Annotated in this window: 12 protein-coding genes; 1 reads left to right on the top strand and 11 read right to left on the bottom strand. The window is 42.5% G+C overall.

From position 1 onward, the window contains the following. Window position 1: 1 nt before the first annotated feature. From AC4HAO_RS03195 to udk, 4 genes are all read right to left on the bottom strand, one after another. Window positions 2-271, bottom strand: coding sequence for a DUF1294 domain-containing protein (locus tag AC4HAO_RS03195; RefSeq protein WP_491093001.1), 270 nt, complete (start codon window positions 269-271; stop codon window positions 2-4). A 4-nt stretch (window positions 272-275) separates the two neighbouring features. Continuing rightward, the gene (gene leuB, locus AC4HAO_RS03200) at window positions 276-1,313 is read right to left on the bottom strand and encodes a 3-isopropylmalate dehydrogenase (RefSeq protein ID WP_491134565.1); all 1,038 of its coding nucleotides are present in this window, start codon (window positions 1,311-1,313) and stop codon (window positions 276-278) included. 12 nt (window positions 1,314-1,325) lie between these two features. Beyond that, on the bottom strand, window positions 1,326-2,879 hold the full coding sequence (locus AC4HAO_RS03205; protein ID WP_491134566.1) for a 2-isopropylmalate synthase: 1,554 nt from the start codon (window positions 2,877-2,879) through the stop codon (window positions 1,326-1,328). A 527-nt stretch (window positions 2,880-3,406) separates the two neighbouring features. Next, window positions 3,407-4,030, bottom strand: coding sequence for a uridine kinase (gene udk / locus AC4HAO_RS03210; protein ID WP_447451204.1), 624 nt, complete (start codon window positions 4,028-4,030; stop codon window positions 3,407-3,409). A gap of 96 nt (window positions 4,031-4,126) precedes the next feature. Between udk and AC4HAO_RS03215 the strand changes: the two genes are divergently transcribed. Continuing rightward, window positions 4,127-5,209, top strand: coding sequence for a DEAD/DEAH box helicase (locus AC4HAO_RS03215; RefSeq protein WP_491134567.1), 1,083 nt, complete (start codon window positions 4,127-4,129; stop codon window positions 5,207-5,209). 600 nt (window positions 5,210-5,809) lie between these two features. Here the strand turns inward: AC4HAO_RS03215 and AC4HAO_RS03220 are convergent. The 7 genes from AC4HAO_RS03220 to aroD all read right to left on the bottom strand — a co-directional run bounded on the left by AC4HAO_RS03220 (window position 5,810) and on the right by aroD (window position 12,240). Continuing rightward, complete coding sequence (locus AC4HAO_RS03220; protein ID WP_491093006.1) at window positions 5,810-6,148, bottom strand: YlbF/YmcA family competence regulator; 339 nt, start codon at window positions 6,146-6,148, stop codon at window positions 5,810-5,812. A 13-nt stretch (window positions 6,149-6,161) separates the two neighbouring features. Further along, on the bottom strand, window positions 6,162-7,268 hold the full coding sequence (locus tag AC4HAO_RS03225) for a prephenate dehydrogenase (RefSeq protein WP_491134662.1): 1,107 nt from the start codon (window positions 7,266-7,268) through the stop codon (window positions 6,162-6,164). A gap of 19 nt (window positions 7,269-7,287) precedes the next feature. Next, on the bottom strand, window positions 7,288-8,346 hold the full coding sequence (locus AC4HAO_RS03230; protein WP_491093007.1) for a bifunctional transcriptional activator/DNA repair enzyme AdaA: 1,059 nt from the start codon (window positions 8,344-8,346) through the stop codon (window positions 7,288-7,290). Window positions 8,347-8,451: 105 nt separating this feature from the next. After that, window positions 8,452-9,618: a chorismate synthase gene (aroC, locus tag AC4HAO_RS03235; protein WP_491093008.1), complete on the bottom strand. Its 1,167-nt coding sequence runs from the start codon at window positions 9,616-9,618 to the stop codon at window positions 8,452-8,454. Continuing rightward, window positions 9,619-10,686, bottom strand: a complete 1,068-nt coding sequence (gene aroB, locus AC4HAO_RS03240; protein WP_491093009.1) for a 3-dehydroquinate synthase — start codon at window positions 10,684-10,686, stop codon at window positions 9,619-9,621. A gap of 23 nt (window positions 10,687-10,709) precedes the next feature. Beyond that, window positions 10,710-11,573 carry a shikimate dehydrogenase gene (locus tag AC4HAO_RS03245; RefSeq protein ID WP_491134568.1) on the bottom strand — a complete coding sequence of 288 codons (864 nt, stop codon included), beginning with the start codon at window positions 11,571-11,573 and terminating at the stop codon, window positions 10,710-10,712. Beyond that, window positions 11,563-12,240 carry a type I 3-dehydroquinate dehydratase gene (gene aroD / locus AC4HAO_RS03250; protein WP_447451197.1) on the bottom strand — a complete coding sequence of 226 codons (678 nt, stop codon included), beginning with the start codon at window positions 12,238-12,240 and terminating at the stop codon, window positions 11,563-11,565. Before aroD ends, AC4HAO_RS03245 begins: the two co-directional genes overlap by 11 nt. Window positions 12,241-12,243 lie beyond the last annotated feature (3 nt).

The following is a 12,243-nucleotide window of genomic DNA, read 5'->3' on the forward strand; positions in this document are numbered from 1 at the left end:
TTTACATACTCCATAGGACATAAATAATCACTGCGTCAATAAGCAGTCCCAAATACCAACAAATTCTAAAATACCATTTTAAGATTTTGTGACGAAAGAGTCTGGCAGCTAGATAGGAGCCGATGCCTGCTCCTGTTAAGCTCATAAAGAGCAAGCTCCTTTCAGAAATTCGCCAGTCCCCTCTTACAGCACGCCTTTTGTCCAAACCGTAAAGAATAAAAGCAATGATGTTCCATGCCAATAAGAGGCCAGCAACAGTAACAATAACCATACTTTTACAGGTTAGCGATAATGGCGGCTGTCATCTGAGCCGTATCGGCATTACCACCTAAATCACGCGTAAAAATACCTTGAGCAAGAGTCTTATCTACTGCTGCTTCAATCATATCGGCCCCCTTTATCTCACCAAAAGAATCCCGCAGCATCATAGCGACAGATAAAATCATGCTGATTGGATTAGCAATCCCCTGACCAGCAATGTCGGGCGCTGACCCATGGATGGGCTCATAGAGGCTAGGACCATTTTCTGAATGGCTAGCCGATGGCATAACACCAAGTGTCCCAGGTAGGACACTGGATTCATCAGAAAGAATATCACCAAACAGATTTTCCGTTACAACCACATCGAAGCGGGCAGGATCAGTAATCATCAGCATGGCTGCACTGTCCACTAACTGATGCTCCAGCCTAACATCAGGATAATCTTTGGCAAGATCATCAGCCACTTTACGCCAAAGCTTAGAGGTCGCAAGCACATTTTGTTTGTCAATACTGGTTACTTTTTTACTGCGGTTTCGTGCGATATCAAAGGCTTTGCGCAGAATACGACGGATTTCTTCTTCTGAATAATCATTGATATCACGCGCTTTTGCTTCCTCAAGAATGTGTTCCCCAAAGTAGATTCCACCCGTCAGCTCGCGTACTACAACAAAATCAACACCTGCAATACGCTCGGGTTTAAGAGGAGATAGATGCTTGAGCGCATCAAAAATTTTTACCGGACGGATATTAGCAAATAGATTAAGCTCCTTACGCAGGGCTAATAACCCCTGTTCCGGTCGGACAGGTGCTGTATCATATTGAGGGGCACCAATAGCAGCTAGGAGGATAGCATCTGCCTGACGGCTGGCTGCAAGGGTCTCTTCCGGCAATGGCTGCCCCTTAGCATCAATGCCAGCACCACCAAAGAATTGAGCGTCAATGTTGTAAGCAAAGTCTATTTTATGAGCAACAGCTTCAAGAACCTTCAATCCGGCAGCCATAATTTCAGGACCAATACCATCACCAGCTAGAGTTACAATGTTTTTCGTCATACTATCTCCCTTTTACATGTCTTTTTCTGACAGACGCCGGCCAATTTCTCCAGCATTTTCCTTTTGAACAAAGACATTGGCATTCACATAAGCTATACTACTAGCCTTCATAACATCAAAATCAATACCAGAGGCGTTGAAAATCGTACCCGTATCAACATTCTCAACAGAAACTGAAACACGAGCTTGAGCATCAATACCATCTGTGATGGCATCAATACTGTAGCTGAGTAGTTTAACGGTTTGATTAAAGAACTTATCAATAGCATTAAAGGCGGCCTCAACAGAACCCTTGCCATTAGCAACGACATCAACCTGCTCGTCGTCGATGTTGGTCATGGTTACGACGGCTGTTACAGTATCATCATTGTTTGAGGTTAATTTCAGATCATCAAAATGGAAGCCTTCCGGATTAGCAACATCGTTGCCTTCCACTAGGGCGATGATGTCTGCATCTCGGATATCGTGCTTCTTATCTGCTAATTTTTTAAATTTGGCAAAGAAGGTGGTAATTTCCTCTTCAGCAAAATCCAGCTCCAACTCTTTGAGTTTCTCAACAAATGCATGACGGCCTGACAACTTACCAAGCGGCAGGGAGCTTTGCTTAACCCCAACCAGCTCAGGGGTAATGATTTCATAGGTCAATGGATTCTTAAGCACACCATCTTGATGAATGCCAGATTCATGAGAGAAAGCATTGCCACCGACCACAGCTTTGTTTTTAGGTACAGGGATACCTGAGAAGCGCGATACTATAGCAGAAGTATTCACTGTTTCATTAAGAATAATATCGCTAGTTACATTAAAATAATCTTTACGAATATTAAGGGCTACTGCAACTTCCTCTAGCGCTACATTCCCTGCTCGCTCTCCAATACCATTGATAGTCCCTTCAACTCGACCGGCTCCATTTTTAATAGCAGCCAAGGTATTGGCTGTAGCCATACCGAGATCATCATGGCAATGGGGACTAAAAATGATATCGCGATCAGACTTGATATTTTCAATGAGGTATTCAAAAATATGTCCAAATTCGGTCGGTGTCGTGAACCCCACAGTATCCGGAATATTGATGTAGGTTGCTCCAGCATCTACGGCAGTCTGTACTACCTCCAAAAGATAATCCAGCTCCGTTCGTGTGGCGTCTTCTGGTGAGAACTCCACGACATCAAAATACTGGCGAGCATAGGAAACGTGCTCCTTAATGACGTCCAAAATTTCTTCTTTAGATTTTTTCAGCTTAAATTCACGATGGATAGGACTTGTCGCAATAAAGACATGGCACTGAGGATATTTCGCATCTTTCAAGGCCTCATAGCAAGCATCAATATCCGACTTAACTGAACGAGCCAAACCTGTTACAGCTGTAGTTGTCATGGCAGCTGCAATCTGTTTAACAGCTTCAAAAGAATCCGGACTAGCTGCAGGGAATCCTGCTTCAATAGCAGAAATGCCCCATTTTTCCAGCTGCTTAGCAATAGCTACCTTTTCTTTTACTGAAAAGTTAACCCCTGGAGTTTGTTCACCATCGCGCAGGGTGGTGTCAAGAAATTCTACTTTATGCATAGACTTACCTCTCTTTTTAATAAATCAGTAAAACGCACCTTAAGCTCTCCGTATGAAATTAAGTTCATTAAAATTTACCCTTATTTTCACCCTTTTGGTACTTTTTAAGGATGAGATGCTTACTGGCCTGTTTTTTTAATAAGATAAATAAAAACACCTCGCACCAAGCGAGATGTTTTCATGAATCCCGCTTGGTAAGCCAAACAGGACTAATGCTTTTGCACTAGCCCTCATTCCTCAACAACAAGACTGTCATAGGTTGTGAGATCATTTGACTTTTTCCCTTCGATGTTTCTTGCTTAATATCCTATCCTATTCTAAAAGGAAAGTCAAGTGTTTTTAGAAATTTTCTGAAAAATCGGATAATTATATCTCGATAAAAGTTCCAAAATAAAGCTAGCGACTGGCAAATATTTCAAACATCTAGGTGCGAAGGTGTGTATAGCTATCACAAACCGTTTAACAGACAGAGGGTCTCTAAAGTTAACAGCTTTCCAATAAGATCGCACCTTGTCCGCTGTTAATAGTTAGTTACCCAAGATACTGGCAATCTTAGTATTGATAAGGTCGATAGCCACAAGGTTTGATACTCCTTCTGGGATAACAATATCAGCATAGCGCTTTGTCGGCTCAATGAACTGGTGGTACATGGGCTTGACCACACTGGTATATTGTTCAATGATACTATCTAAACTGCGGTCGCGCTCTTCCATATCCCGTTTAATACGGCGAATGATACGAATATCATCATCTGTATCAACGAAAAGTTTAATATCCATGAGATTTCGCAAGCGTTCATCCTCTAATACTAGAATCCCCTCCACGATAAAAACATCCTGCGGCTCTTGCCGATAGGTTTGCTCACTGCGTGTATGCTGGGTATAATCGTAAATCGGTATATCTACTGGTCGCCCCGCCTGTAGTTCTCTGATATGTTCAATCATAAGGTCAGTATCAAAAGCCAGAGGATGGTCGTAATTAGTTGAAACTCGTTCTTCAAAGGTCAGATGAGACTGATCCTTATAATAGGAATCATGCTCAATCATCGCAATTTTAGAATCGGGAAAGTGATTTAAAATCGCTCGTGAAACACTGGTTTTTCCACCACCAGAACCACCAGTGACGCCAATAATAATCGTTTTTTTGCGCATGCTTTTCTCCAAAACTTTTAATTAAAAATCAACTTCCCTATTATACCCTAAAAGATGGTATAATTAAAGCCGACATTAAAGAATAAAGGAAGTATAATGACCATCAAACTCCCACTAGTACTGCAAGAAAAGTGTCAGCAAAAAGATATCACTGATTGGACATCTATCCAGAAGCAAGCGTTTCAGCCGATAAAGAGCGGTGCTAACTTTTTAGGAATCAGCCCAACTGGAACGGGAAAAACCCTAGCCTACCTTCTGCCGCTCCTCTTAAAAATAGATAGACTGAAAAGTCAACAAGTCTTAATTTTAGCACCAAACACTGAGTTGGCTGGACAGATTTTTGAGGTTGTCAAAGACTGGGCAGAACCTGTAAAGATTTCCGCCCAGCTTTTCATCTCTGGTTCCAGTCAAAAAAGACAGATTGAACGCCTCAAAAAGGGACCGCAGATTTTAATTGGCACTCCAGGACGAGTTTTAGAATTGATCAGGCTGAAAAAAATCAAGATGATGAATGTAGACACCATCGTCTTGGATGAGTTTGACGAACTCCTTAGTGATTCCCAATACCAATTTGTCAGTAAGATTTCCCACTATGTCCCTCGCCAGCACCAGATGATTTACATGAGTGCGACGTCTAAAATTGATCGGCAGGAGCTGGCTGAGGATACTCTGGAGATCAATCTGAGTGATCAAAGTCTAGACAATATTCATCACTATTATCTCCAAGTAGATAAACGTCAACGCCTAGAAATCCTGCGCAAGCTGTCCAATATTCCCGAATTTCGAGCCTTGGTTTTTTTCAATAACCTCTCCGACTTAGGAGCCAGTGAAGAACGCTTACAATTTAATGGTGCTTCTGCCGTTTCTTTGGCTAGCGACGTTAATGTCAAGTTCCGAAAAATTATCTTGGAGCGCTTCAAAAATCAGGAGATTTCCTTGCTATTGGCTACAGATCTAGTAGCACGTGGTATTGACATTGAGAATCTAGAAACCGTTATCAATTTCGATCTTCCTCGGAATAAAGATGTCTACACCCACCGGTCAGGACGCACCGGGCGAATGGGTAAGAATGGTACAGTAATCACCTTTATTAGCCATCCAGAGGACTTAAAAAAACTGAAAAAATTTGCAAAGGTTCAAGAAATTAGTTTGAAAGATCAGACCTTTTATATTAAATAGCCTTAACTTTTTCCTGTCTTAATAGGTATCACAGATCTTGATCACTCTTCTCGACCAAGATCTGTGAGCCAGATAAGGGGGCTCTGTAGCAAAAGAAGCTGGGCGAAACTCGTCCAGTATTTTTGTTTTAGAATAAACTCTTACCCCTACACAGGTCATTGGTTGCTTTAGCACCACTGAACCACTGCTGGCTGGCTTTCCTTGTACCACAAGATCAAAGGGAAAAACCTAAACGACTGCAATGAACATCGTTCATCTCATTTTCAATCTCCAAAGGCTCCCCGAACCTTATGGGGTGGCTACTGTTCGTCTTATCTCTACTTTTACAGTTGGTTAGGATAGCCGCTATCACTTGTATAGCAGGGGATAAGGATATCCAACCAACCACTGCGCCTAGCAAATAAAATTGACCAATAAATAAGGCTGAGAACTTTTGTCTCAACCTCGGGAAATAGAACTGGCAAAGCAAGCAAGTGTTAAAAACAGTCTGAGGCTAGACTGTTTCAGGCAACAACTAAAAATGAACATTTGTTGATAGCCCTTTTGTTATTTTTGGGTTGATCCCACTCCCTTTTCTTATATAAGTTAGTATTTCCTTCGCTAATTTAGATCCCTTAGAGGCGAGAAGACAATTTTCTCAATATCATTAAGATAAACTGACAGAGCTTGCTGTGCCTCAAGATAAGATTTCAAAAGACTATTGCCTTCAAGCTTTTGTCCAAGTTCTTCAATCTTTTTTTGATCTGATTCACTAGGCATTTGACCAGACTGCATAGCAGTGTAAAGTTGTTCTTGAAGGGCTGAAAACTCTGTAAATAAAGTTTTTGCTTCCTCATTAGCATCAATTTGGGCTTTCTGGTCAACTAGAGTTTGGTATTCCGGTAGCGCACGAATGCCACGTTCAAGTTCATTGGCTAAGTCATAAATATTTGCAGTCATTTCTGTTTTCTCCTCAATCTATCGTTACTGTATAGTCTGAACCTTTATTAATAAGAATCAGGGCCTGTTCTTGGTCTTTTTGATTTTTAAAGGTGATCTGTAAGATACCATTGATATCTTCTCGGTTTTCCTCATTGATACGAATATTCATGACGGAAATGCCACGCAGCAGTTCCATAACTCTTAAAATGCTGTCTTCTTCATCGGGAATGGTAACATAGAGGTCAAAACCACTGTCTACCCCACCTTTTTTATGGATTTCCATAGCTTTACGGGTCAAGCGAGCCTGATTAAAAAATTGCCAAATTGCCTCTTCATCGCCTTTTTCAATACGATCTGCTACTGTATCCAAGCGTTGTTTAAAGTCAGCAATCCGACCGAGAACGGCCTCTTTATTAGTCAGCAGAATACTGCTCCACATTCCAGGTTCACTTTCAGCAATCCGAGTCATATCCCGAAAACCACCAGCAGCAAAATGATTCGTCATCTCATGATCTTGCGCATAATCCCCAGCTTGCTCCATAAGACTGGCAGCCAAAACATGGGGAAAGTGGGAAATTTGACTCGTCACACAGTCATGCTCCTCAGCATCTATCTCAATAAAACGCGCATGCAGACCACTTAATATCTTCTTTAGGTCAACAATCGTTTGCGGTCGGGTTAAAGCAGTAGGCGTGAAGATATAATAAGCATTTTCAAAGAGGTTGATATCCGCCGCAATAGCTCCAGATTTATGTGAACCAGCCATAGGATGAGAACCTACAAATTGGACTGGACAATTGGCTAAATAAGATTCAGCAGCAGCAACGATATCTCTCTTAGTTGAGCCGGCATCTGTGATAATCACATTGTCCTTAAGTCTCAGTTCAGCTAATTCCTTAATAAAACCAATCGTTTGCTTAATGGGAACAGCTAGAATAATGATATCTGCTCTTGGTGCAAATTCAGCAAAATTTGCTGTTGCCTCATCGACTATACCGCGCTCCAGAGCAACGTTACGAGATTTATCTGAGCGATTGTAGCCCAAAACAGTGTAGTCAGGGTGACCACGTTTGATGCCTAGAGCAATTGAACCGCCAATCAGTCCAAGGCCGGCTATATAAATTGTTTTCGTCATGATTCCCCCTTTTTTCTGTTTCCTAATGCTTACTACTTATTATTTTTTGTTCCAATTCCAAAAGGTATCGCTTACGCTCAATACCACCGCCATAACCGCCTAAATCACCATTTGCAGCAATGACGCGATGGCAAGGAATCAAAATTGAAATTTGATTGGCACCGTTGGCATTCCCAACTGCCCTTACTTTATCAGAACCACCTAGAGACAGGGCCAAATCCTTATAAGACCTTGTTTCACCTACAGGAATTTCCTGCAGCAGTTTCCAAACTGAACGCTGAAAGCCTGTCCCTCTTTGATATAGTGGAATTGTGAAATCAGCAGAAAGCCCTTTAAAATAGTCCTCTAATTCTTTTTTTAACTGCTCTAAGATCATGTTGTGACCATGAATGATACGAGCATTTTGTTGCCGACGCAATTTTTCAAGTTCTTTTTCCAAGCCCCTGCGATTATCAAATTCTAAGAGGTAAAGATAGTTGTCATCAGCAAGAGCAAGCATGCGACCTATTGGAGTCATGATAAAAGAGGCGGTGATAACTATAACATCCGTTTTTTTAGCAGGGTTCCCCATAATTTTCGTAAAAGCATCATTAAAGCCACTAGATGATTGGTAACCCATTGCTAGCTGCTGGTCAATAACTTTTGAGCCTTCTTGGATTTCTTTGAAAGCTAATCCCATTCGACGAGATCTGGCATACTGCACAAAGGTCATGTGATAATAATCTTTAAATTTTCGTCTTGCTGTAGCAGAATGTAACCCCAGCTCTCTAAAGTCTTCTTCCCGCCAATGTTTTTCTGGGTCGCTTTCTACCGCATCCACTAAAACCTTTATATCATCAGGTATTTGTTGGGGATAAGACAAAGGACAGCAGATTTTACAGGGACGATATCCCGCAAGCAAGGCCTCTTCAGCAGTGCGATAAAAAAGACAATTTTCAAATTTGGGTTTTCTAGCACGGCAAGTCGCATGGCAAAAGACACCTGTCGTTTTGATAGCTGCAAAAAAGATGCCATCAAATTGTATGTCTCGTTCAACAAGGGCACGGTAATAGCGATGGGTTAAAGTGTTATCGGTAATCATTAATCAAACTCCTTCAGCTGTACGATCATTTTATTTTATGATAACGCAATGAAGGTGAATTTGCCTCCGAAAAATGAACAAGTATTTACCGGAGGAATACCACGATTAAAAGTTCTTCACATAATCGCGATGGCGTGCCACTGCTTCTTTAAGTTCTTCCATGTTGTCCGATGAGAATTTTTCCAAGATTTCATCAACCAAAACTGTTGCGACAACAGCCTCCATGACAACACCAGCTGCAGGTAGAGCAGTTGGATCAGAACGTTCAACCGTAGCCTTATAAGGCTCATGTGTCTCGATATCAACTGACATCAGCGGTTTATAGAGAGTCGGAATGGGTTTCATGACACCGCGGATGACAAGAGGTTGACCGTTAGTCATACCGCCTTCAAAGCCGCCTAGATTATTGGTTCTGCGGGTATAACCCTCTTCTTCATTCCAGAGAATCTCGTCCATAACTTGGCTGCCGCGCAAATAACCGTCCTTAAAGCCAAGGCCAAACTCAACGCCTTTAAAGGCATTGATTGAAACAACCGCTTGGGCAATCTTGGCATCTAGTTTGGTATCCCATTGCACATAGGAGCCCAGTCCAACCGGAACACCGCCAACGACCGTCTCAATAACACCGCCGATGGTATCGCCTTCTTTTTTTATCTGGTCAATGTAATCTTTAATTTCTTGTTCACGCTCTTGGTTGACAATTGATACTTGCGACTTGGCCGCTAACTCTTTGATTTGCGAGACGCTCAGACCATCGGGCACATCAATTTCCTTGCCGCCAAAGACCACAACATGATTAGCAATTTCAATACCCAATTCGGCTAGTATACGTTTAGCTACTGCTCCAACTGCGACTCGCATGGTCGTTTCACGGGCACTCGAACGTTCCAAAGAATTGCGTAGATCGTCAAAGCGGTACTTGATACCACCGACTAAATCTGCATGCCCAGGCCGTGGATGGGTAATCTTTCGTTTGGTCTTGAGGCGCTCCTCAATATCTTCTGCTGACATAATATCCAGCCACTTCTGGTGATCCTTATTAAGGACATCCATTGTGATTGGAGCACCGGTGGTTTTTCCATGGCGAACACCTGAGGTAAAAACGATCTGGTCGCTTTCTATTTTCATGCGCCCACCGCGACCATAGCCCCCTTGACGGCGTTTAAGATCAGTATTTATATCCTCCGCTGCTAGGGATAAACCTGCAGGTACACCTTCAATGATAGCCGTTAGACGTGGACCGTGTGATTCACCAGCTGTTAAATATCTCATTTACTTCACCAAATAATCTTTCATCTCAGCCAAGGGGATTTGATTAACAGCAGCCTGTCCAATTTTAGGAAGGATAACTGTTTTAATGCTATTTCCCCGTGCTTTTTTATCATGGGTTAAAGCAGTGTAAAGCTCTTCAACCTCCCACGGTTCGTGGTCAATTGGCAGTCCAAACTTGATACACATATCGGCAATCTGTTGCGTAATACCTGCGGGCATCAATCCTTTTTGTTCGGCTACCCGCGATAACTGTACCATTCCAATAGCAACAGCTTCCCCGTGCATCACCTTACCATAGCCTGCTGTTTGCTCAATGGCATGACCGATAGTATGACCAAAGTTAAGGTACATACGAACGCCGCCTTCAAATTCATCTTCAACTACAATTTTACGCTTAACATCGCAGGAATGATATATGATAGATTCCGCATGCTCTAAGATAGATTGAGTTGTCCCTGACATAGTCTCCAATTCCTGCCAAAGCTCCACGTCATTGATAAGACCATACTTGATGACCTCTCCCATTCCCTCGATAAGCTCACGATTCCCTAGAGTCTGCAGCGTATCAGGGTCAATGAGTACACCATCTGGCTGAGCAAAACTCCCCACAATATTTTTAGCTAAAGGGGTATTAACCCCCGTTTTTCCACCAATAGAAGAGTCTACCTGTGCTGTCAGGCTAGTTGGGATCTGCAGAAAGTGGATACCGCGCATATAGGTAGAGGCGATGAAACCAGCCAAATCTCCCGCAACACCGCCGCCTAAGGCAACAATACCATCGCTGCGGGTCATCCCCTGCTTAATGAGAAACTCATAGGCTTTTGTAGCTGTAGTCAGGCTCTTGCTGGCTTCTCCTTCCAAGAAATCAAAAACGCAAACATCAAAACCAGCTCCTTCTAAGCCTAGTTTAACCTTTTCAGCATAGAGACGGGCAACATGATTGTCCGTAATAATAGCAATTTTTTGCGGCTGCCAAAGTTCAGTCACCCATCTCCCAACTTCGCTAAGGGCACCTCTTTTGATCACAATATCATAGGGAGTATGTGTTAAATCTACATGTAATTTCATCCTGTGCACCTCTCACTCAATGCTTAAACGTCGTAGCGCTTTGTCAACTCCTGCCAAATAGTATCGGTCGGCATTGTTTCACCCGTCCAAAGCTCAAAAGCCTTAGCAGCCTGATACAGGAGCATTCCCAGACCATTGGTCGCCTTAAGTCCTTTGCTGCGAGCATATTTTAGAAAGGGAGTTTCAAAAGGCTGATAAATAACATCAGCTACACGTAAGCCATCTGGCAAGAACGTATCGTCCGCAATGACCATAGATTCTCCGTCCATACCAACACTTGTAGCATTTACTAAAAGATCAGCCTGAGTAATCTTTTCCTGAATAAGAGACTGGTTCTCAATAGGGAAAACTTCGATAGCAGCTCCCGTTGCTTGAGTATAGCGCTCTGCCTGACTGCGAGTATCTTCTAGGAAAACTGACTGGTTAAAGATATTGATCTTCTGGACACCATTAAGAGCAGCCTGAACAATAATTGAGGTGGCAGCTCCACCGCCTCCAAGAATGGTCATGGTTTTCTCTTTAATATTAAAGCCATCTTTGGCCAAAGCCATAAAGAAGCCATAGCCATCCGTATTGTAGCCGACCAAGCGACCCTTACTATTAACAACTGTATTGACAGCACCAATGAGCTCTGCCGCTTGATCTAACTCATCTAAAAAAGGGATAACCGCTTGCTTATAAGGCATAGAAAGGTTAATCCCAAACATGTCGTAGCGACGGATATTTTTGACAGACTCCTCTAAGTCTGCCTCAGGAATATCCCAGGCTACGTAGACCCCATTAATACCTGTCGCATCAAAGGCCCAATTATGAATAAAAGGTGAAATAGAGTGCTTGATGGGCTGTGCGACTACAGCCGCCAGCCGTGTATGTCCGTCAATCTGCATCGAGAATCTCCCTTATCTTATATATATCTGTTAAAGCTAATTGACCCGGTGCACTGCCCTCTTCAACGCTGGCGAAGGTCCAGCTAGATCCCATCAAATCACCAGCTATACGTGAAATTTGGCCAAGTTTTCCTATGGACATGGTTGCATAATCTTGTTCCGGGTTAATGACCTTGAAGCCACGTGTAAAATTCATAACATCAAGAACATCTTGTTCATTTCGCGGCATCACTGCAATTTTCACCACACGCGGTGTCAAAGCTGTCAGCTCTGATATAATACTCATGAGATTATCCGGTGTTTCTTGAAAATTATGGTAGGACAATACCAAATTAGGAAAGTCCAACATCTGAGAGAATACCTCTTGATGGGAATAGTATTCAAAGTCAATATAGTCAGGACGATAAAGAGCTGAAACTTCTTTAATCAGGTTGATATACTCATCATCAGTCAGCGAAATCTGTCCGCCCTCTTTATCGGTCCTTAGTGTAAAAATTATTTCCCTGTCCGGAAATTTTTCAAAAATAGCCGGAGCTACTTCGATAATACTCTCTTTAGGGAGAAAATCTGCCCGCCACTCGATAATATCAGCATGGTCGTATTTAGCGATGTCAATGTTATTAGCCTCGTCTAGGGAACGTGGCATTACTGGAACTACTATCTTCATGAT

Source organism: Streptococcus sp. ELY_137, assembly GCF_058314515.1.